The 20,770-nt window shown below is 64.3% G+C and carries 16 protein-coding genes; 1 reads left to right on the forward strand and 15 read right to left on the reverse strand.

What is annotated here, in order from left to right; translation table 11 throughout:
- Positions 1-7: 7 nt before the first annotated feature.
- From BRA471DRAFT_RS15310 to BRA471DRAFT_RS15370, 13 genes are all read right to left on the reverse strand, one after another.
- Positions 8-2,911, reverse strand: coding sequence for a flotillin family protein (locus tag BRA471DRAFT_RS15310; RefSeq protein WP_007608669.1), 2,904 nt, complete (start codon positions 2,909-2,911; stop codon positions 8-10).
- A 25-nt stretch (positions 2,912-2,936) separates the two neighbouring features.
- The gene (locus tag BRA471DRAFT_RS15315) at positions 2,937-3,770 is read right to left on the reverse strand and encodes a phosphoenolpyruvate hydrolase family protein (RefSeq protein ID WP_007608671.1); all 834 of its coding nucleotides are present in this window, start codon (positions 3,768-3,770) and stop codon (positions 2,937-2,939) included.
- Positions 3,771-3,773: 3 nt separating this feature from the next.
- Positions 3,774-5,987 (reverse strand): ABC transporter permease, encoded by a 2,214-nt coding sequence (locus BRA471DRAFT_RS15320; RefSeq protein ID WP_007608672.1) that lies wholly within the window; start codon positions 5,985-5,987, stop codon positions 3,774-3,776.
- On the reverse strand, positions 5,980-6,762 hold the full coding sequence (locus BRA471DRAFT_RS15325) for an ABC transporter ATP-binding protein (RefSeq protein ID WP_007608675.1): 783 nt from the start codon (positions 6,760-6,762) through the stop codon (positions 5,980-5,982). Before BRA471DRAFT_RS15325 ends, BRA471DRAFT_RS15320 begins: the two co-directional genes overlap by 8 nt.
- Positions 6,755-7,864: a branched-chain amino acid ABC transporter permease gene (locus BRA471DRAFT_RS15330; RefSeq protein ID WP_007608676.1), complete on the reverse strand. Its 1,110-nt coding sequence runs from the start codon at positions 7,862-7,864 to the stop codon at positions 6,755-6,757. The genes BRA471DRAFT_RS15325 and BRA471DRAFT_RS15330 overlap by 8 nt, the downstream gene beginning before the upstream one ends.
- Position 7,865: 1 nt before the next feature.
- Positions 7,866-8,876 (reverse strand): branched-chain amino acid ABC transporter permease, encoded by a 1,011-nt coding sequence (locus BRA471DRAFT_RS15335; RefSeq protein ID WP_007608677.1) that lies wholly within the window; start codon positions 8,874-8,876, stop codon positions 7,866-7,868.
- Positions 8,877-9,076: 200 nt separating this feature from the next.
- Positions 9,077-9,904 (reverse strand): AraC family transcriptional regulator, encoded by an 828-nt coding sequence (locus BRA471DRAFT_RS15340; RefSeq protein WP_007608678.1) that lies wholly within the window; start codon positions 9,902-9,904, stop codon positions 9,077-9,079.
- 130 nt (positions 9,905-10,034) lie between these two features.
- Positions 10,035-11,285 (reverse strand): ABC transporter substrate-binding protein, encoded by a 1,251-nt coding sequence (locus BRA471DRAFT_RS15345; RefSeq protein WP_007608679.1) that lies wholly within the window; start codon positions 11,283-11,285, stop codon positions 10,035-10,037.
- Positions 11,286-11,630: 345 nt separating this feature from the next.
- Positions 11,631-12,596, reverse strand: coding sequence for an ABC transporter ATP-binding protein (locus BRA471DRAFT_RS15350; RefSeq protein ID WP_007608680.1), 966 nt, complete (start codon positions 12,594-12,596; stop codon positions 11,631-11,633).
- Positions 12,593-13,567 (reverse strand): ABC transporter ATP-binding protein, encoded by a 975-nt coding sequence (locus BRA471DRAFT_RS15355; protein ID WP_007608684.1) that lies wholly within the window; start codon positions 13,565-13,567, stop codon positions 12,593-12,595. The genes BRA471DRAFT_RS15350 and BRA471DRAFT_RS15355 overlap by 4 nt, the downstream gene beginning before the upstream one ends.
- Before the next feature lie 3 nt (positions 13,568-13,570).
- On the reverse strand, positions 13,571-14,431 hold the full coding sequence (locus BRA471DRAFT_RS15360; RefSeq protein WP_007608693.1) for an ABC transporter permease: 861 nt from the start codon (positions 14,429-14,431) through the stop codon (positions 13,571-13,573).
- Positions 14,428-15,372 carry an ABC transporter permease gene (locus tag BRA471DRAFT_RS15365; protein ID WP_007608695.1) on the reverse strand — a complete coding sequence of 315 codons (945 nt, stop codon included), beginning with the start codon at positions 15,370-15,372 and terminating at the stop codon, positions 14,428-14,430. Before BRA471DRAFT_RS15365 ends, BRA471DRAFT_RS15360 begins: the two co-directional genes overlap by 4 nt.
- Positions 15,373-15,451: 79 nt before the next feature.
- Positions 15,452-16,993 carry an ABC transporter substrate-binding protein gene (locus tag BRA471DRAFT_RS15370; protein WP_007608699.1) on the reverse strand — a complete coding sequence of 514 codons (1,542 nt, stop codon included), beginning with the start codon at positions 16,991-16,993 and terminating at the stop codon, positions 15,452-15,454.
- 170 nt (positions 16,994-17,163) lie between these two features.
- Here BRA471DRAFT_RS15370 and BRA471DRAFT_RS15375 point away from each other — a divergent pair, with 170 nt between their 5' ends.
- Positions 17,164-18,189, forward strand: coding sequence for a MurR/RpiR family transcriptional regulator (locus BRA471DRAFT_RS15375; protein ID WP_231171118.1), 1,026 nt, complete (start codon positions 17,164-17,166; stop codon positions 18,187-18,189).
- A 32-nt stretch (positions 18,190-18,221) separates the two neighbouring features.
- On the opposite strand, the gene BRA471DRAFT_RS15380 is transcribed toward BRA471DRAFT_RS15375, so the two are convergent.
- Both BRA471DRAFT_RS15380 and BRA471DRAFT_RS15385 read right to left on the reverse strand, forming a co-directional pair.
- On the reverse strand, positions 18,222-19,589 hold the full coding sequence (locus tag BRA471DRAFT_RS15380) for an amidase (protein WP_007608703.1): 1,368 nt from the start codon (positions 19,587-19,589) through the stop codon (positions 18,222-18,224).
- Entirely contained in the window at positions 19,570-20,766 is a 1,197-nt protein-coding gene (locus tag BRA471DRAFT_RS15385; protein WP_007608704.1) for an MFS transporter, read from the reverse strand. The genes BRA471DRAFT_RS15380 and BRA471DRAFT_RS15385 overlap by 20 nt, the downstream gene beginning before the upstream one ends.
- Between the last annotated feature and the right edge of the window lie 4 nt (positions 20,767-20,770).

Consider the following 20,770-nt stretch of genomic DNA (forward strand, 5'->3'; position numbering starts at 1 on the left):
TGCGACCTCAGCTCTTCTTCCGAGGGCTGCGCTCGGCGGGCGGCTCGCCGTCGGCCGAAGGCGAGGGTGCAGCGGCTGGCTTCTCGCCGCCGCCGCCGCCCTTGCGTGCGGAGTCCTTGATGCCCTGCATGTCGCGAGCCTCCCGGATCAGGCCTGGCATCTTGGCGAGGCTGCCGCCTTCGACGCCGATGTCCGCCAGAAGCGAGTCGATCAGCGGCGCCTGGACGCGGTAGCGCAGCGCCGAGTCGATCACCTCGTCGGTCGCGCTACGGCCGCCATTGCCGCCATGGCCGTTGCCGTTGAGGCCATCGACCTGGAGGATGCGGATGCCCTCGATCTTCTCCATCGGCTTGACGCTCTCGCGGACGATGCCTTCGATGCGGTCGAGCAGCTTTCTACGGAACAGCGAGTACCGCGCCTGGTCGGTCAGCACGTTCTCGGCCTCGTTGAGCATACGCTGGGCCTCGGCCTCGACTGCAGCGCGGATCCGTTCGGCTTCCGCGGCAATTCGCGTCTCCTCGGCCTGCTTCTCGGCGATCAGGATCTCCACGGTCTTCCGGCGCTTCGCGATCTCGCTCTCGCGCGCGGTGATGACGCGCTCGGTGGCTTCGGTGGCATGCACCCGCGCTTCCTCGGCCGAGGTCTTGGCCGCAGATTCCTCAAGCGACTTCAGGTGGATGGCAATCGCCTTCTCCATCAGAACGGTCTCGACCTCCTTCTCCCGATTGATTTCAAGCTTGCGCAGCTCGCGCTCGCGGCCTATGCGGGCCTCGTCGAGGCCGCGATCGGAGGCAATGCGGGAGCGCTCGACCTCTTCCCGCGCGGCAATCTCGGCTTCCTGGAGCGACTGGACGCGAGCGACTTCGAGCTGTTCGATCGAACGGCGACGTTCGATCCGCGCCGCCTCCAGCGCATGCTCGCGCGAGACGTCGGTGGTCTCGACCTCCTTGCGCGCGACAATCTCGGCCTGCCTGACCTGGCGGTCGGCGTCGATGCGCTCGGACTTCTTGGTCGAGAGCGCAATGACGCGGTCCTCATCCGCAATCTCGATCGCCTTCTTGTGCTCGATGTTGAGGACTTCGCGCTTCTTGGAGGACGTGATCCGCTCGGCTTCGAGGGCGAGATCGACGCCGATGCGCTGGCGCTCGATGGCGTCGCGCCGCTTCAACTCGGCCGCCTCGAGCACGGCTGTGCGTTCGATCTCGAGCGCGCGTGTGTCACGCTCGGCCTGGATACGCTCGGCTGCAACGGACTTCTCCTGGGCGATCCGGGCGGCCTCGATGGCTTCGCGTGAGGCAATGTCGGCTTCCTCGACGGCGCGGTTGCGGGCGATTTCCAGGGACCGCACGCGTTCTTGCTGGGTGATGCGGGCAGCTTCCGTGGCTTCGCGCGCCGTGACCTCTGCGACTTCCAGCGTCTGGTTGCGTTCGATCTCCAGCTGCCGGGTATTCTGCTCGACTGCGATGCGCTCGACGGCGAGCCTGTGCTCCCGGTCGATGCGCGCAGCCTCGACTGCGCGCTGCGCCTCAATCTCGGCTTCCTGGATGTTACGCACCTGCTGGATCTCCAGCGCGCGGGTGCGCTCATCGGACGCGATGCGCTCGACATTGACGATCATGGTCTGGGCGATGCGGGCCTTTTCTGTCGTCTCGCGGGCAGCGATCTCGGCTTCGTCCACAGCGCGGGTCCGATCAATCTCGCGGCGCCGGGTCTCCTCTTCGTTGGCGATGCGGGCGTCGGTCACGACGCGGTCTTGCTGGATCCGCGCTTTCTCGATCGCCTCGCGGGCTGCGATTTCGGCTTCCTCGATGGTCTGCATCCGCTCGATTTCGCGCTGGCGCACCTCCCGCTCGGAGGCGATGCGGTTGGTATCGATCGAGCGCTGGTTGGCGATCCGGGTCTTCTCGATTTCCTCTCGTGCGAGCAGCTCCTTCTCCTCGATAGTGCGGGTGCGCTCGATCTCCCGCTGACGGGTCTCACGCTCCGAGGCGATGCGAGCTTCGGCGATCGCTTGGTCGTTGGCGATTCGCGCCTTCTCGATGGTTTCACGGGCGGAAATCTGCGCCTGCTCGGCTTCGGTCTCGCGCAGGGCCCGCTCGCGTGCGACCTCGGTGCGTTGCAGGGCCCGGCGCATCTCGATGTCACGCTCCTGTTCGAGGCGCGCCGTCTCGCTTTCGCGTTCGATCTCGAGAGCCTGCCGCTCGGCTTCCAGGTTGCGAGAGCGGATCTTGATCATCGAATCCTGCTCGATGTCGTTGCGCAGTTTGCGCTTGGCCTCGATGTCCTCCATCAGGCGGGTCAGACCTTCGGCGTCGAAGCGGTTCGAGGGGTTGAAGAATTCGAGATCGGTCTGGTCGAGATCGGTGATCGCCACTGACTCCAGCTCGAGTCCGTTCTGGGCGAGGGCCTCTGCCGCGTTCGCCTTGAGGCGGGCGACGTACTCACCGCGCTGCTCGTGCATCTGCTCGAGGGTCATCTCCGAGGCAACGGAACGAATGGCGGAGATGAATTTTCCGGCGAGGAGGGCGTGGAGCTGTTCGGGCTCCATGGTACGGCGGCCGAGCGTGGCGGCCGCGATGGACACGGCTTCGCGGGTCGCCTGCACCCTGACATAGAAATCGGCCTCGATGTCGACGCGCATGCGGTCACGGGTGATCACGGCGTCCTGCCGGGAGCGCACGATGCCCATCGGCTGCACGTTCATGTTGACTGGCGTGTAGTCGTGAATGAACGGCAGCACGAAGGCGCCGCCGTTGATCACGACGCGCTCGCCGAGCAGGCCCGTCCGAACGAATGAGGTCTCCTTGGACGAGCGGTGATAGAGCCAGTTCACGATGTAGACGCCGACCACGATCACTACGACGGCGACGATCAGCCAGAGGATCAATTCACCGACCAGAGTCCCTGACATGTTTCTCTCCCTCGACCTTTCGGCGTTATCGCGCGCCGATCGCCTTGAATTTGCGAACCTGATCCGTCAGCGCTCGCTCGACCGGCAGCCGTTCCATCGAGGAGGCGCCGTAGAAGCCGTGGCAATTGCGTGTGTTCCTCATGATGAAATCGGCATCGTCCGGATCGGAGATCGGTCCGCCGTGCGCGAGCACCAGAATGTCCGGATTGACGCCGAGCGCAGCGGAGGCCCAGGTGTCGATGTGCGCTGGGCAATCCGCCAGGTTGAGTGCCGTCTGCGCGCCGATGCTGCCCCCGGTCGTCAGGCCCAGGTGACAGACGATGATATCCGCGCCCGCGATGGCCATCGCGGCTGCTTCCTTCTCGCTAAAGACGTAGGGCGTCGTCAGCAGGTCCTTTTCGCGCGCCTTTGCGATCATGTCGATCTCTAGCGCGTAGGACATGCCGGTCTCTTCGAGATTGGCGCGGAACACGCCGTCGATAAGGCCGACGGTCGGAAAATTCTGTACGCCGGCGAAGCCGAGCGCTTTCAACTGGTCCAGGAAAAGATCCATGTCGCGGAACGGATCCGTGCCATTGACGCCTGCGAGCACTGGCGTCCTGGTCACGACGGGCAGCACTTCGCCGGCCATCTCCAGCACGATGGCGTTGGCGTCGCCGTAAGCCATCAATCCCGCGAGCGAACCTCGGCCGGCCATGCGGTAGCGGCCGGAATTGTAGATGACGATGAGGTCGACACCGCCGGCCTCCTCGCATTTTGCCGAAAGGCCGGTGCCGGCGCCGCCGCCGACGATGGGCTCTCCGCGCCTTGCCATGTCGCGGAAGCGCTTCAACAGTGCAGCGCGTTCAAACCGGGCCATCGGTCACCTCGCTAATCTCCGGCGCGCCCCGGTGCGGCCGAACAATGTTCGGAACGCGCTGACAAGGGTGGAGGCGAACTCGGGGTCATTGATGTTCTTGGGAACGCGAATGAGCTGACGGTTGGCGGTCTGCCGCACGTTGCGCTCCAGCGTGCGGAACAGCGCCGCATCGGCCTCTGGATCCCAGAACGGCTGTCCGCGCGCGTCGAGCGCGGAGACGCCGCCCTCGGGCAGGAAGAAGCGCACCGGACCGTCCATTCGATTGAGCCGATCGGAGATCCAGTGCCCCATGCGCTCGTTCTCCTCCGCGGTGGTGCGCATCAGTGTGACCTGCGGGTTGTGGACGTGGAATTTCCTGCCGCGGTAGCGCTCCGGGATCGTCTCAGGAGCGCCGAAATTCACCATGTCGAGCGCGCCCGCCGAGCCGACATAAGGCACCCGGCTGCGGACGATGGCGCCAAAGCGGTCGTCGGTGGCAGGGAACACGCCGCCCATCAGAAGATCGCCGACCTCCGTGGTCGTGAGGTCGATGACGCCTGCGAGCTGCCCGGAATCGACGAGCTTCTCCATTGAGCGTCCGCCGACGCCGGTGGCGTGGAAAACGAGACACTCGAAATCCTCGCGCAAGTCGGCCGCGATCTTCTGCACCGCCGGCGTGGTGACACCGAACATGGTGATGCCGACCGACGGCAATCCGCTGTCGTCGCGATCCTTCCGTGCATGCTGATCAAGGCGCGCCTTGATCATGCCGGCGAGCGCGTTGGCACCGTTGGCCAGCACGGCGCGCGAGATCGAATTGAGGCCCTGTACGTCGGCGACGGAATGCATCATGGTGATGTCCGCGGGGCCGACATAGGGCCCGACGTCGCCGGAGGCGACGGACGAGACGATGAGCTTCGGCACCCCGACAGGAAGCATCCGCATACCGGGCGCGACCAGCGACGCTGCGCCCGAGCCGCCCGCCGAAATCACGCCGGCAACATTGTTCTGGCGCCGCAACCAGCTGGCGAAGGCCTCGGCCATCGCGGTGACGGCGGCGCCGCGGTCCGGTCCGAACACCGCCGATCCGCCGCGACCATGGTTCAAGGCGATCTCCTGGGCGGAGACGTCGCTGGCCGCGTGCCTGCCGCTGGTGGAGACATCGACCAATCGGGTTCGCAGGCCTGTCCCGGCGATGATGTCGCGGATGAAGCGCAGCTCCGTGCCCTTGGTGTCGAGCGTACCGACGACGAGCACGACCGGGGAGCCCTGCGTTTGCGTGGCAACGGGTTCGTGCCGTCGCCGTGCCGTCTCGTCGAGACGCATCACTTGTGTCGAGAACGTGCGGGCCGCAGCCTCGATGCGGGCGATCGGCACAGGTTGCGACCACCGTGTCGGCGGCGTCGGGTTTGACATGTAGATGCGGATCGCGCCGACTGGACGCGTCTGCTGCGGAGGAGGCTTCGCTTCCGTATCCGCCGGTGGCACGTCGAGGTCGAGCTCGAGTCCGGCGTGCATTCCGACACCGAGCAGGCGCTGCTGCAGTTCGCGATCGGCGGCGAGCCGCACCGAATCGATGATGCGGTTGACGCGACCGTTGACCATGATCGCGACGTTGCGCGACACGGCGGTCGCCACGCCGATATTCTGCTCGATCACGAGCACGGACATGTCGCCGTCCTCGCCAAGCCGTAGCAGCATCTCCTCGACCTGGGCCACGATGACGGGCGCGAGCCCCTCGGTGGGCTCGTCCATGATCAGGAGCCGCGGGTTGGTGAGCAACGCGCGGGAGATCGCAAGCATCTGTTGCTCGCCGCCGGAGAGCTGGCCGCCGCCGTGATCCTTGCGTTCGGCCAGCCGCGGAAACGTCTTGTAGATGCGCTCCACCGTCCAAGGGCCGCGGCGCAAGCCGGCGGCAAGCTGCAGATGCTCATCGACGCTGAGCGAACGCCACAGCCGGCGTCCCTGCGGAACATAGCCGACGCCGAGTCGCGCTATGTGGGCAGGCGGCTGCCGGGTGATCTCATCCCCGCGGATGCGGATCGAGCCGCCGCTGACCGGCACCAGCCCCATGATGGCCTTGCATAGCGTGGTCTTGCCCATGCCGTTGCGGCCGACGACCGAGAACACGCCGGCTTCGAGCGTCAGATCCACGCCCTGCAGCGCATGCGAATGGCCATAATAGACGTCCAGGCCGCGCACTTCGAGGGCGGCGGCGGTACGGCGGACCTCATTCATGGCCGCCTCCGAGGTAAAGCTCCTGCACTTCGGGATCGGATTCGATCTCCTGCGGACGACCTTCCTTGAAGATCCGCCCGTTGTGCATCATCGTGACGCTCTCGACGACGCGCAGGGCGACGTCCATGTCGTGCTCGATGATGATGTAGCCGATATGCGCGGGCAGGGAGGTCAATATTTCGATCAGCTCGGCACGCTCGGTCGGCGACAGTCCCGCGGCCGGTTCATCGAACAGGACGAATCGCGGCGCGCCGGCAAGCGCAAGTGCGATTTCGAGCTGGCGCTGCTGGCCATGAGCGAGCTCGGCAACGCGCTGATCCTTCACGCCCGAGAGATGGACGGCCTGCACGAGATTTTCGGCAGCGTGCATCAACGCATCGTTCTGACCGGGGCGGAGAAACGAGAAGCGCCCACGTGAGACGCCACGGCAGGCGAGGTAGACGTTGTCCTGGACGGTAAGGCCGGGAAACAGCGCGGAGATCTGGTAAGTCCGGCGCAGGCCACGGCGGATGCGCTCATAGGGCGGGAAGTGCGTGACGTCCTCGCCGAAGAAGCGGATGGTGCCGGAAGAAAGTGGGAAGTCGCCGGTGATGCAGTTGAACAGCGTGGTCTTGCCGGCGCCGTTGGAGCCAAGCACGGCGCGCCGTTCGCCGGGGCGGACGGTAAGGGTGATGTCGGTGAGTGCCGCGAGCGCGCCGAACAGACGTGTCACGCCGCGCAGCTCCAGCGCCGCGCCGGCGCCCACGACAGAGAGGCGTTGCGCGACGCTATCCATGGCGGGATCCTCGGCCAGATTCTCGGCCATGTCGTCCGCTTGAACTTGCCGCGCCGGAGCGTTGGCGGCGCCGCCAGCTCTGCCAGAGCCCGATGACGCCGTCTGAGGACCAGAACACGATGGCGAGGAAGCCGAGGCCGATCAGGAGCCGAAAGCGGTTGCCGTCAAGCCCCAGCTTGACCAGGAAGTCGAGTGCGAAGGTGCGCAGCAGTACGAAGATCAGCGCGCCGATAAAGGGTCCTATGGGACGCGTGATGCCGCCGACGACTGCGATGATGAGGATATCGATGCAGGCCCCAACGCTCACGGATCCGGGCGAAATCTGCCGGTAATTCCAGACCTGGAGTACCCCTGCCAGCGCCGCGACAAAGGACGCGAAGACGTAGGCCGCGACGCGATGCGCATTGACGTTGAAGCCGAGTGCCGCCATGCGGCGGGGATTGTCGCGGACACCTTGCAACGCGAGGCCGAACGGCGCGCGGGAGATGTAGTCGACGGCGAAGTAGCACAGCGCGGCTACCGCGAGGACGATATAATAAAAGGGAATGTCGGCGCGCCAGTTGACGCCCCAGAAATGCGGCGTGGCAACCGTATTAATGCCGGTATGGCCGTTGAAAATCGCCCAGTTCTGGTTGGTGAAATAATAGAACGCCGCGCCGATCGCGAGCGTGATCATGATGGTGTAGATGCCCTCGGTGCGCACCGCCAGCGCGCCGCCGAGGGTGCCGAAGATGGTCGCGAGCGCAAGCGCCATCGGGACCGCAAGCCACCACGGCCAGCCCAGGCTGATATTGGCGTTGCCGCTGACGCCAAACACCGCGACCATGTAGGCGGAGAAACCCGCGATGGTGAGCTGCATCAGGCTGACCATGCCGCCATAGCCGGCAAGAAACATCAGACTCAGCGCCATGAGTCCGAGAATCAGCGTGGTCGCAAAGATTTCGATCAGGAAGAAGCCGTTGGCGATCAGCGGCATGATCAGAAGAATGGCCGCGACGGCCCAGGCCGCCGGATTGTCGATCTCCGGCCATCCGCGCAATTTCGAGCGCTGCACCGTAGCGGTGGGACGAACCGGGACGCGGGCGTCGTGAGCGAGGGACATGTCAGCGCCTCGCCAACAGGCCCTGCGGCCGAATTGCCAGCACCAGCACCATGATCAGGAAGGTCACGACGATGGCGTAGGTCGGGATGTAGACCGAGCCGAGCTGCTCGGCGAGGCCGATGATGAGCGCGCCCAGCGCAGCCCCCGGGATCGAGCCCATGCCACCGACGATCACCACGACGAGGGAAGCGAGCAGGAAGCGGATATCCTCGCCGGGCGAGAGCGACTGGAACGTTCCGCCAACGACGCCGGCGATTCCGGCGAGGCCGGCGCCGAGCGCAAACACCACCACGAAAACGAGTTGGATCCGTACCCCGGTCGCAGCCAGGATGTCGCGATCGTCGACGCCGGCGCGGATGATCATGCCGATCCGCGTGCGGTTGAGCGCCAGCCACATCGCCACGCCGATCACGACGGAGGCGGCGAAGATCACGAGCCGGACCATGGGATAGCGGAGATAGACCGGCTCGCCTGAGGATTTGACCGCCGTGACCAGCGGCAGCTCTACAGGTCCGATCAGCCAGTTCGGAGTCTGGATCTGATAGAAATCGCCGCCGCAGGCCCAGAGCATCAAATCGGCGAACACGATCGAGAGACCGATCGTCACCATGGTCTGGCGCAGGTCCTGGCCCTCCATGCGGCGGAAGACGAGGACCTGGAGCAGGACGCCGACCAGTGCCGTCAGGATGAAAGCGACGATGAAGCTGAGGACCCATGAGCCGGTCGCGGCGCTGATGGCGTAGCCGACATAGCCGCCGAACAAATAGAGCGAGCCGTGCGCGAGGTTGACGTTACGCATCAGGCCGAAGATCAGCGTAAAACCGCTGGCGACGAGGAAATAGAGACCGCCGAGCGTGATGCCGTTGAAGAGCGCGTTGAGGAAGACCCGCTTGCGGCCGAACGCATCTTCGACGCTCTGCGGCCAGACTGCGAAAATCAGCCAAAGCGCCACCGCAATCACGATGATGACGATCAGTGCCCAGGCGGGATGGCGTTCGACAAAGCGGGTCATGATCGCCGCTCCGTCTTCACGTCACCCCATCTCTCACCCAGCAAGCGGGGCGGAGGGGCACGCAGACCGTTGCCGGCCGCAAGCCCTGCCATGAACGTGCGCTCCCTATCGAGCGCGATCCTCGTTTCGGGACCGCGTTTGTCGCATCCTAATGCGGCTGTAAGGGAGGCGCTTGATCGTGAGTATCTTTTCGCGTGGCCTCAGGCGCGCAAAACCTTGGCCGCGCGGCGATAATCGGTCGGCGCCATGCCGACATTGGCGGCGAAGAAGCGGGTGAATCCGCTCTGCGACGAGAAGCCGAGATCGAAGCCGATATCGGCGATCGGCGCTTCGCTCGCCACCAGCGCCTCCAGCGCTTGCTCCATCATCAGCGTGTTGAGATAGAGATGTGGCGTAACGCCGGTCTGGGTGCGGAACAGCCGGTAGAAATGCGGCCGCGACAGGCCGGATTCGCGCGCAATGGTATCGAGCTCGATCTCGGCGCCGGGACTCTCCGACATCATCTTGATGCACTTGCGCACGCGAAAATCCGTGACGGAACCGTTTGCGCGCGGATCGCGCGCGGTCGCGGCCTGTTGCCAGCTTTCGTCATAACAGATGTCGATCAGGCTTCTCAGCTCGCCATCGAGGCTGTTGAGCGAGGGAGCGCCGCACACGAGGGCGGCTGCGTGCCTGATGTGCTTGTCCAGCGCAACCGACCGCGTGAACTGGGTACGGCCGAAGCGCAGGCGATCGGCGCCGGGCGCATCGGGCGCGAACCACTCCGCATTGACGTAGAGCACGAAGAAAACGGCGCCGCCGTCGAGATCGGAAGGCAGGAAATTATGCGGCTCCCACGGATTGACCGCGACGACGGAACCTTCGGTGAGCTCGTAACGTCCGTCGCTGACATCGATGCATGCGGAACGCCCGCCGACATGGAAGATCAAATGACCTTCGCGATGTGCGTGGATGTTGAAAGGGCGGTTCAACTGATAGACCGTCGCCCGACCAAAGCGGCCGTGGAAGACGGCGAGCGCCCGGCTCATGCCTCTCCTCCCAAAAGCTCTTGGTATTTTTTGGTAGCGTTCAACAACCGGGGAGAGAATGCAAGGGCGCACGTGTCGCGCTTCTGGCAAATCTCTCCCCGGCCAGTCATCGTTCGCGAATGAGACTAGGTCAGTACTTCTTACATTCAGGTACTGTGCGGCTCGGCAAACCGATTTTGGCGAACACCGCGGGATCGTAACCCAGCGTTTGGTTGACATTCGGGATCACGTTCACGACCTTTGAGAACAGCGCGCCCTTGCCGTCGTCGACAACCTCGGTGACGAAGTTGGTGCCGATCGCCTGGCGGTTGGAGTCCAGCTTGATCTTGCCGTTGGGTGCGTCGATTTCGATCTTGGCGAGGGCCTCCTTGTACTTGGCCTGATTGTTGGAGAGATCTCCGTTGACCTGACGTAGCGCCAGGATCAGCGCCATGGTCGAGCCGTAATAGTTGGTGGCGAGCAGCGATGGGCTCGGGAAGCGCTTGTTGGGCGGGAAGGCGTCCTGATAGTCCTTCACGAACTTCTGCCAACTCGGGTTCTCCCAGGTGTCGGCCTGGCCGCTCGCGGCCAGCGTGCCGATCAGGGCATTCTTGGCGTTTCCTTTGGACGACAGGATGGTCTGGTCGATCATGATCGAGCCGCCCATCAGATGCGCCTTGCCGCCGGCCTGCTGATATTGGTTCAGGAAGTTGACGGCGTCGGCGCCGCCGAGGCCGAGATAGATTGCGTCGACGTCGTCGGGCAGTGCGGCGATAACCGAGGCAAAGTCCTTGGTGCCGAGCGGCACCCATTGCCGGTTGGTGACCTGTCCGCCAGCACCGCAGAACTCGAGCACGAGGCCGAACACCTGCGTATAGATGAATGAGTAGTCTTCGCCGACGGTCGCGATCTTGCGATACTTCTTTTGGTCATAAGCGTACTTGCCGAGGCCCACCTGCCACTGCGCGCCATCCATATTGTAGCGGAAAAAGTTCGGAGCGGGATCGACATAGGTCGTTTCCTGGGCACCGGAGGCGGCATTGATGAACGTCAGTTCGGGATGGGTCTTTGCAAAATTTTTGACCGCGATGCCTTCGTCACCAGAGAGCGGCGACAGCAGGATCTGTACCTTGTCCTGCTCGATCAGCTTGCGCACGGCCCGCACGGCGGAGTCCGGCGTCGCATCGGTCGAGGCGATGACAAATTCAAGTTCCTTGTCGCCGACCTTCTTGCCGAGGACGTTGAGGGCCGTCTGGAATCCGCGGATGCCGTCCTCGCCGAGTACGGTGTAGGTGCCTTCGAGCGTCGCGGTGACGCCGACCTTGATCTTCTCCTGTGCGAAGGCGGTGCCCGAAAGTAACAGGCTGCCCAACGCGATCAGTCCTAGACTGCCTTTCAACATTGCTCTCCTCCCTGGACGATCTTGTCGCTGTTTTTCACCGCGCCCCGACGCGTCCGCCGCGCGGTGCGGCGTTCGAGCAAGACCAACGGTTCTTGAAATGAAGGCTAACCGAACTCCGATGCAGCGCACGTGCCGGAGCCGTGTGCGGCTTAACGGGCAGTCTCATTTTGAATGTTGCGTCGCGATTAACATCGCAGTGCAACAGGCGTCAGGCTTGCCGGTTTTTCACCTGCCTGACGCATGGCGGTCGCGGAGTGCCGCCGGTGAATGGGATCGCTCGAATAGAGGAGAAATCAATCGTAGGCGTTGGCGTTGCGTGATTTTGCCGCGCGCGGCACTCGCTGGTTATACGTTGTGGCAGGCGATCGTCCGACCGTCCGCGCCTGCAGATCGAAGTTGTGGCACATCGACGAGACAGCGATCGCTGGCCATTGGACAGCGGGGCGCATATGCACAGCCGCGCGTTGGCGTGAAGAGACTTGGCGGTTCACCCATTTCGATCGCGCCCAGGATCCGCTTCGATGGATCCGGCTTCGGAATTGCCGCCACCAATGCGCGCGTATAGGGATGGAGCGGATGATCCAGGACCGTCCGCGTCCCGGCCTGCTCCACGATCCGGCCCATATACATGACAGCAACGCGGCTGCTGATCTGCCCGATCACGCCAAGGTCGTGCGAGATGAAGAGCATCGACAGTCTCAATTGGTCACGCAGATCCATCATCAGATTGAGCACCTGCGCCTGCACGGAAACGTCGAGGGCCGAGACCGGCTCGTCGGCGACGATGATGGACGGGGTGGGAAGAATGGCGCGTGCGATTCCGACCCGCTGCCGCTGCCCGCCACTCAGCTCGTAGGGATAGCGAGCGGCGAAAGACGGGTTCAATCCGACGGCCGTCAAGGTGGCAGCTATGGCCGCGCTGCGCTCGGCGCGGCTCTTGAAGAAGCCACTGATGTCGGCCGCCTCCGCGACCGAATCTCCAATTGTGCGCCGCGGGTTGAGCGATGCATTGGGATCCTGGAAAACCATTCGGACGCTCAGACGCATCTCGCGGAGGCCGGAGCCGCCGGCTCCGATCAATTCGGTTCCCTTCAAATTGATGTTGCCGCTGTCGGGCCGGACCAGCCCGACGAGGGTTCGGCCCAGCGTGGTCTTGCCGCAGCCGGACTCGCCCACGATCCCGAGGACCTCGCCTTCCGCCAGCGACAGCGATACACCATCCACTGCCTGCACCCGGTATTTCCGACCGGCTCGCCAGGCACTGAACGAGACCATCATGTCCCGGACGTCGAGGATGGCATTGCCGCTCATGGCAGCTCCCCGCCGGCCAGTGGAAATGCGCAGAGCACCTCGTGCCCTTGGGAGGCCTCCAGGCGGGGCGGGGTCGCCACGCGGCACTGATCGCGCACCGCTGCGCAACGTAAGGCAAACACGCAGCCAGCAGAGACCGTACCTGGCAGCGGTGGCTGACCAGAAATGGTCGGCAGCCGGCGCGCGCCGGAATTTCGCGACGGCATGCAATCCATCAGTCCGCGGGTGTAATGATGACGGGGTGCGCCGAACAGCGCATCGACTGCCGCGGTTTCCACGATCCGGCCGGCGTACATGACAGCGACACGATCGGCGAGCTGCGCAATGACTCCCATGTCGTGGGTGATGAACAATATCGCCATATCGAGCCGATTGCAGAGCTCGCGCAAGAGCCCGAGAATCTGAACCTGTATGGTGACATCCAGAGCGGTGGTCGGCTCATCGGCGACCAGCACCTGTGGCCTGCAGGCCAGCGCAATCGCGATCATGACCCGCTGGCGTTGGCCTCCGGACAACTGATGCGGATACGCGGACAGCTGCATTTTGGGGTCGGGCATACGGACCAGTTCGAGCAGTTCGCGCGCACGGACCAGCGCAGCTGCACCCGAAATCCCCTCATGCACGCGTACGGCTTCGGCGATCTGATCGCCAATCCGACGAACCGGGTTGAGTGAGGTCATCGGCTCCTGAAAGATCATTGCCATGCGGCCGTGGTCCGCTTCGACACGTTGCCAGGGCTGCAACCGCGTTACGTCGCAGCCCTCCAACAGGACCCGCCCGGCCCGGACCCGGGGACCCGGCTGCGGCAGCAATCCCATGACCGCAAGCGAGGTCATGCTCTTTCCGCAACCGGACTCGCCGACGAGACCGAGAATCTCACCCTTGGCCAAGCCGAAGGACACGCCGGCGACGATGTCGACCGGCGCGGATTCCGGCCCCACTGACACCGTAAGGTCGCAAACTGTCAGCACAGCCTAACCCTTCTCACCGAAGACTTGACGGAACCTCGGATCGAGTCGATCGCGCAATGCATCGCCAACCAGGTTCAGAGAAAAGGCCGTCACCACGATCATCATGCCTGGGAAGAAGAGCAGCCACGGGGCGCGGGTGATGAAGGTCCGCGATTCCGCCAGCATGTTGCCCCAGCTCGGAATGTCCGGTGGGGCGCCAAGGCCCAGGAAATCGAGTGAAGCCGCGCCGAGCTGCGCGAACGCGAAGACGAAGCTGGCCTGCACGAGAAGTGGCGAGACCAGGTTCGGCAAGATGTGCCGACTGATGAGCCATGCCGCTCCGGCGCCCATGCTGCGGGACGCCTCGACATAGGTTTCCGCGCGCAAGCGCAGTGTCAGTCCGTAGACGATGCGGGTCGTCGTCGTCATGTAGCCGATCCCGATGGCCAGAATGACGGTGGCCACACTCGGGCTCAAGATGACAATCAGGCCAAGTGCGAGAAGCAGGGTCGGGAAGGCCATCAGCACGTCGACCAAGCGCATCAGCAGGTGGCCCAGCCGCGGGAACAGAGCGGAAAGTACGCCGGCCGGAACGCCTGTCGCGAGAGCGAAGACGACCACGCCCGAGCCGATCAGAAGTGCCATGCGTGCTGAATGAATGGTGCGCGAGAGGGTGTCCCGGCCGAATTGGTCGGTGCCGAACCAGTGCGTCACGTTCGGGGGCGTCAGGCGGATCAGCGGATCGATGGCATACGGATCGTAAGGCGACAGCCACGGTGCGAAGACCGCGGCGAGTACAGTCGCCAGAAGAACCCCGAGCCCGGCCAGCGCGATCGGGCGGGCGACAAACGGCTTGAGCCACAAGGTCACGCTGTTGCTGCTCATTGGAGTTCGACCCGCGGATCGAGCAGACGATAGCTCAGATCGACGATCAGATTGATCAGGAGATAAACCACCACGATGACCAGGATGACGCCCTGGATCACAGGGTAGTCTCGACGAAGGATCGACTGAACGACGAGGCGGCCGATGCCGGGCAGGGCAAACACGGTTTCGGTCACCACCGCTTCGGACAACAGTGCGGCGAAGGTGAAGCCGAAGGCCGAGACGACCGCCAGGAGTGCATTACGCCAGATGTGGCGACGCACGACCTGCCACGGCCTAATTCCCTTTGCACGCGCCGTGCGCACGTAGTCCTCCCGGGAGACGTCGAGCATGCTGGCGCGCGTCAGCCGCAGGATCAAAGCGGCATTCGGAGCCGCAAGCGCCAGGCTGGGGAGGACGAGATAGCGGAGATTGACGACACCACCTTCGAAGATCGACGGATAACCGGAGCTCGGAAACCAGCCGAGCCAGGCGGCAAAGATCAGGATCAGATAGAGCCCGACCCAGAACGTGGGTATCGAGGCCATCAGCATCGCACCGCCGGACAATCCCTGATCGAGCCACGTGCCGTGCCGGACCGCCGCAATCATGCCGATCGGCACGCCGATGACCGCAACCCAGATCATCGTCATGGTGGCGAGCAAGGTGCTGGTCTCGGCGCCATCGGCAATTACCGATAGCACGGGCGCCTGGAAGAAGATCGACCGCCCGAGGTCGCCCTCGAGCACATGGCCGGCCCAAGTGAGATATTGCAGGATAATCGGTTGGTCGAGACCGAGTTGGTGTCGCAAGGCGTCGATCTGGTCGGGAGTCGCGGTGTCACCGAGCAGAACATAGATCGGATCACCCGGCACGATATGGATGAACGCGAAGATGATGATGGACGCTGCCAGCAGCGTCACCGCCGTCGTTCCTGCGCGCTTGAATGCGTAAGACCACATGTGCTTGTGCGCCTGGTCAGCGGCAACGATGCGCGCCGGCGCCGGCGCTCGACAGTCCTCGCGGCCTCATTGCCCGTCCTTATTTCGTGGACACATTCCAGAACACGGGACCGTTTGGGTTGAGCCCCTTGAGCTTGGGAGAAGCAATGTCATAGGTGTAGGCATCGCCTACTTTCATCACCGGGACCTGCTCATAGATCAGCGACTGGATCTTGTCCCATGTCGACTTGCGCGCTGCTGGATCGGTGGTGTTGATCAACTCAGCCCGAAGCGAGCCGATCTCGGGGCTGTCCCACCAGCCGGGATAGCTCGGATTCAGGAACGTCAGCAGCAGCGGGTCGGGCGCGAAGGAATGGTGGGTGACGAAGATGTCCCACTGTTCCGGCTGGCCGCGCATCTTCAGAAGGGTCGCCCAATCGACGACCATCATCTGAACATTGATCCCAGCGTCGGCCAGCTGGCGGGTGAAGACGGAGGCTTCGTCATAGTGTGCCTGATAGTTCGTCGAGACCAGAAGGCGGATCGGCGTCCCCGTGTAGTCCGCCTCCTTTGCGAGCTCCTTGGCCTTCTTCGGATCGTGCGCACTGTAGTTGGAGGCGCCTTCGGTCGAGTACCAGGGTGTGCCGTTGGGAAAGATCGATCCTTCGGCATTCCACAGGTCCTTGGGACCGAAGGCGACGCGCAACGCCTGCGACTTGTCAAGCGCGGTCTGGATGGCGCGGCGGAGCTTGTAATTATCCTTCAGGATTCCCTGCTTCGAGTTCATGAAGAAAAGGCCGAAGATCGGCGCGTTGGTACGCTGCACCTGAACCGATGGATCTTTGCTCAGGGAGTCGTACAGATCGCCGGAGATCATTTCCGCATAGTCGTAGTCGCCCGCCTGCACGCCGCTCACGCGCGTGCCGACGTCCGGCACCGGAATGAAACGGATCTTGTCGAAGCTCGCAACTCGGGCGCCGGCGAAGCCGTCGCCCTTTTCCTTCACCGGCTTGTAGCCCTCGAACCTCTCCACCTCGACATAGCGGTTCGGCCGCCACTCCACGAACTTGTAAGGTCCGGTGCCGATATAGTCCTTTTGCTCGATCGGCCGGTTTCCCGCTTTGGCGGCAATGTCTTCCGGATAGATCGCAAGACCGCCATTGACGTCCGCAATGAGAGCCTTCCAGGCGCCGTTCGGCGCGGACAATTTCAGCGTGACTTCATACTTTCCGGTCGCCTCGACCGACGTAGCCGCCGCCATCAGGAGCTTGCCGCGCGCACCGAAACTGCCCCATCGCGTCATCGAGGCGACCACGTCCTTGGCGGTCATCTCCTTGCCGTTGTGGAAGAGGACACCTTCGCGGAGCTTGATGACGATGGTCCGACCGCCGTTTTCCGCGCGATCGCTCTCGGCCAGCATCGGACGCGGCGTATAGGTCGAGTCCAGCGCATATAGGGTCTCGAAGATATGGCGGCCGATGACCGATGCGACGTCGGCTGTCGTCAGCATGACATCGAGCGGCGGCGGTTCTCCGATGGTGGCTTCGCGCAGCAGGGTGGCGGCATTCGCTTGCGCAATCAAGAACGATGCGGTGGCCAGCCCCACGACGCCACGCATCAAGACACTTGGACCGTATCTCATGATCGCCCTCCCGCCTTGTTGAACCGCCTGCTTCCAGGTGCAGGGGATGTGCCTTTCAGCTGCTTGGCCGATGGCATGCTATTGCATGTTTGAAAGTTACATACACAATTTGGCAATTATCAAGTGGAAAATGCTGTTCTTGATGAGGCATGCCGATATACGTTTGGTCGATGCTGAAGGTTTCTTACGGCAGCTTCTTGCCAAGGGCGCAGGTTGATCTGACCTGGGGAGGGCGGGCAATGGCGCGTGCAAAGCGAAATCACCCGGCGAGAGCCGTTCGTGCAGGAATCTCGAAGCCGCCGGACGACGACAATGTCGTGGCCGGCGACATCATCTCCCTCATCAGGCAGAGCGCTCCAAGCCTCAGCCCGTCCGAGCAACGCGTTGCCACCGTGCTGCTGGCCGATATGGAGTATGCCGTTCACGCCAGCAATTCCGAGTTGGCCCGTCGGGCGCGCGTCAGCGAGCCGACAGTAACCCGGTTCAGCCGCTCCGTCGGTTGCCGGGGCGTCCGCGACCTCAAGGTGAGGCTGGCTCAAGCAATGGCGGTCGGGCGGATTTACGTTGAGCTTCCCCCGCATGTCGGGACCGATCTGGCGCGCCCCGCGCTCTGGCGGTCGGTGTTTCAGGAAATTCGTCGTGCAATTGCCGCTGCCGAGGAGGGACTTCGCAAGGAGGACATCGAGAGGGCTGCCGAAGCGATCTCCCGCTGTTCGAAGCTTGCAGCGTTCGGGGTGGGGGGCGGTTCCACTCTTGCGGCGGCGGAAGTTCAGAACCGGTTCTTTCGTCTTGGGATTGCCGTCTCGCATGCCTCCGATCCGAGCTTGATGCGCATGGTCGCCGCGACCTTCGGGCGGGATGACGTCGTCGTTGCCATCTCGACCACCGGTGCAGCGGACGAGGTCATCGAGGCAGCCAGTATCGCCAAGCAATACGGCGCCTTGGTCGTCGCAATTACCAGGCCGCAAAGCAGGCTGGCTTCAATTGCCGATATTGCGCTTGGCGTGCACGTGCCGGAAGCGCCCGACGCGCTCAAGCCGACGGCGTCGCGTTATGCAATTCTCGCCACCATCGACCTGCTCGCGGCGTCAACTGCCTATTGCAAACCGCTCGAAGCCCAGGCACGCATGCGGCGGATCAAATACGAGTTGCTGAAGGGGAGCGACGGGGACGCCAAAGGGCCGCTAGGAGACTGAGCGGGCAATTAGCGCACCGCCGCCCCTCGGGATTATGTTCGCAAAATGGCCTCGATCTCTAGCGCTGCTTCGAGCAGCGTGCGGTCCTGTCCGCGTGCGGCGATGATCTGAAGACCGAATGGAAGTCCGCACCGATCAGTTCCGCAAGGTATCGAGATCGCCGGTAGCCGGGCATGATTGACAAAGGGCGTTAACACCGCGTGCGCGCGCGGGCTCGCCGCACGGCCACCAATCATGTCGGGTCCGAGCTGCGTGAATGGCCAGGCGACACAGGGGACAGTTGGCGCCAGCAGCAGATCGACCTCCGTGAAGAATGCCGCGAAAGCATTGGCGATTGCGGCGCTTGCCAGCAGCGCACCGGCAACGTCGGCGCCCGACCACGACAGCCCTCGCTCGATCTGTCTGGCGATGTCAGGATCGAACACTGTTGGATCCTCGCGGAAGGCGTCTCGATAGAGTGCGGCGAGGCCGGCGTGCTGAAGCGGCATGATGGCCTCTTCCGTCGCGCCCGCCGGCCAGACGGGATCGCGCGGCGCGATGCCGAGGCCTGCGGCGGAGAGGCGCGCGATGGCGAAAACGAGCCCATCAGCGACAGCATCATCGACGGCGACGTCGAGCCCAAGGCGCGGCGAGAACGCGATGCGCAGACCGGCGATGTTTTTGGCCTCTTGAGCGATGCCGGCTGAATCCGGGTCGCGCGGATCGACGCCGGCCATGGCCTCGAACGCCAGCGCGATATCGGCAATGTCAGTGGCGATCGGCGCGATGACGGAGAGGCCGAAGAACGGTTCGGCGAAGCCGGGCCCATAGGGAATCGCGCCATAGGACGGCTTGAACCCGGCGACGCCGACATGGGCCGGCGGCCTGCGGCTCGAGCCGCCCGCATCGGTGCCGATCGCTAGCGGCACGAGGCCGGCCGCAACCGCGGCGGCAGGGCCGCCCGACGAGCCGCCGGGCGTCAACTTTGGATCGAGCGGATGCCGCGTTGGCCCATACAGCGGCGAGGTGGTCACGCCCTTGCAGGCGAATTCCGACGTTGCGCCGATGCCGACCACGACGGCGCCGGCCTTGCGCAGCCGCTCGATCGCAATCGCATCCTGCGGCGCGACGAATTCGGCGAACAGGCGCGAGCCCTGTGTCACACGCCAGTCACGGATCCAGATGTTGTCTTTGACGATGACGGGGACACCGGCGAGCGGCATCGTCTCGCCGGCACGCAGGCGATCATCGACCGCCGCGGCGTCGGCAAGCGTACGCGCGGGAGCGGTCGTCACCACCGCGTTCAGCGCCTTGGCGGCCTCGATGCGCGCAAGCGCGGCCTTGGCGGTCTCGACCGCACTCGTTCGTTCGGCGGAGACGTCGGCCGCAATCTCGCACGCGCTACTTCTTCCCTTTGTCATAGCCTCCCCAGATCAGTGCCAATGTGCCGCAGAGGGCGAGGCACGCCAAGGCGAAGAAGGCGGCACCGAGACTGGCTGCGCTGTCCAGGAGCGACACCAGCGCCGGTGCTGCCAAGAGACCGGCGTACGATGCGGTCAGCACCGCGCCGGTGGTTTCGCCAATCCTGTCCTGCGGGGCGAGGCGTGCGATCTCGGCGACGAAGACACCGTTCCACCCGGAGGCCGTCAGGCCGAACAGAGCTGCAATCGCGAACTGGCCGGTGCGACCGAGTGAGGCGCCATCAAGGCCCAGTAGCGCGGCGCAGAAACTCATACCGAGGCCGATGACGACGAGAACTCCGCGCGTGGCATTGAGACGCGTTGCGACGAAGCCCCAGCCGAGCCGGCCAATCAGGCCGCCGGCCTGGGCGCAGGCAAGCGCCATGCCGGCCTCGACATGGCTGAGGCCGAGCTCGCGGGTGCCGAGCGTGACGAAGACCGTGTTGAGCGACACCTGCATCGCGCTGAAGGGCATCGAGGCCAGCGCCAGCATTCCGATGCGTCGATCCGCGGTCACCAGTGCCAGCCGCGTGCGGAGGCCAAGCTCCGGCAGTGGCACGACCTTGACGGCGTAGGCCGGCCGGAGGCGCTCGAACCACGCTATCGCCAGCAGCGCACTGGCGCCCACGCTGGCATAGCACCAGGCTGGCCCGAGCGAGATTGCGATCGCGGGCAGAACCAGCGAGCCGCAGACGGCGCCGATCTGGTTTCCGGTCTGGCGAAGCGAGAACACGAACGCGCGCCGCTCGGCCGTCACGAGCCGCGCCAGCAGCGCCGCGCTTGCGGGCGTCTCCGGTCCGAAGGCGAGGCCAAGACAGAGGCCGGCTGCGAGCAGGGCCGCCGTCGAGCCGAGCGAAGCCAGCGCCATGCTGGCGATGATCGCCGCCGCGCAGAGGCTCGCGATCCGCAGCGAGCCCAGGCGGGCGATGAAGCCGCCGCCCCAGAACGAGGCGGGAATGCCGACCGCGAACACGGCGCAGGAGAACATCGAGAGCTGCCAGACCTCGATATCGGCGCGCGGTGCCACCACGCCCGGCGCGAACAGAGCCAGCGCCACCAGCGCCTGAAGCGTGGTCATAGCGCCAAGCGCCGGCAGCAATGCGGGCGCTAGCCGAACGGCCGTGTTTGCGTCTACCATGGCG

Origin of the sequence: Bradyrhizobium sp. WSM471 (genome assembly GCF_000244915.1) — a bacterium.
Lineage (GTDB): Bacteria > Pseudomonadota > Alphaproteobacteria > Rhizobiales > Xanthobacteraceae > Bradyrhizobium.

What these genes read in the sequence shown, in the direction of transcription:
- BRA471DRAFT_RS15350 (WP_007608680.1), bottom strand. Translation starts at nt 12,596, where the DNA reads ATGAGCGGCAATGCCATCCTCGACGTCCGGGACATGATGGTCTCGTTC.
- BRA471DRAFT_RS15375 (WP_231171118.1), top strand. Translation starts at nt 17,164, where the DNA reads ATGCTGAAGGTTTCTTACGGCAGCTTCTTGCCAAGGGCGCAGGTTGAT.
- BRA471DRAFT_RS15320 (WP_007608672.1), bottom strand. Translation starts at nt 5,987, where the DNA reads ATGAATGAGGTCCGCCGTACCGCCGCCGCCCTCGAAGTGCGCGGCCTG.
- BRA471DRAFT_RS15380 (WP_007608703.1), bottom strand. Translation starts at nt 19,589, where the DNA reads ATGACAAAGGGAAGAAGTAGCGCGTGCGAGATTGCGGCCGACGTCTCC.
- BRA471DRAFT_RS15325 (WP_007608675.1), bottom strand. Translation starts at nt 6,762, where the DNA reads ATGGATAGCGTCGCGCAACGCCTCTCTGTCGTGGGCGCCGGCGCGGCG.
- BRA471DRAFT_RS15340 (WP_007608678.1), bottom strand. Translation starts at nt 9,904, where the DNA reads ATGAGCCGGGCGCTCGCCGTCTTCCACGGCCGCTTTGGTCGGGCGACG.
- BRA471DRAFT_RS15360 (WP_007608693.1), bottom strand. Translation starts at nt 14,431, where the DNA reads ATGAGCAGCAACAGCGTGACCTTGTGGCTCAAGCCGTTTGTCGCCCGC.
- BRA471DRAFT_RS15335 (WP_007608677.1), bottom strand. Translation starts at nt 8,876, where the DNA reads ATGACCCGCTTTGTCGAACGCCATCCCGCCTGGGCACTGATCGTCATC.
- BRA471DRAFT_RS15385 (WP_007608704.1), bottom strand. Translation starts at nt 20,766, where the DNA reads ATGGTAGACGCAAACACGGCCGTTCGGCTAGCGCCCGCATTGCTGCCG.
- BRA471DRAFT_RS15315 (WP_007608671.1), bottom strand. Translation starts at nt 3,770, where the DNA reads ATGGCCCGGTTTGAACGCGCTGCACTGTTGAAGCGCTTCCGCGACATG.
- BRA471DRAFT_RS15345 (WP_007608679.1), bottom strand. Translation starts at nt 11,285, where the DNA reads ATGTTGAAAGGCAGTCTAGGACTGATCGCGTTGGGCAGCCTGTTACTT.
- BRA471DRAFT_RS15365 (WP_007608695.1), bottom strand. Translation starts at nt 15,372, where the DNA reads ATGTGGTCTTACGCATTCAAGCGCGCAGGAACGACGGCGGTGACGCTG.
- BRA471DRAFT_RS15310 (WP_007608669.1), bottom strand. Translation starts at nt 2,911, where the DNA reads ATGTCAGGGACTCTGGTCGGTGAATTGATCCTCTGGCTGATCGTCGCC.
- BRA471DRAFT_RS15330 (WP_007608676.1), bottom strand. Translation starts at nt 7,864, where the DNA reads ATGTCCCTCGCTCACGACGCCCGCGTCCCGGTTCGTCCCACCGCTACG.
- BRA471DRAFT_RS15370 (WP_007608699.1), bottom strand. Translation starts at nt 16,993, where the DNA reads ATGAGATACGGTCCAAGTGTCTTGATGCGTGGCGTCGTGGGGCTGGCC.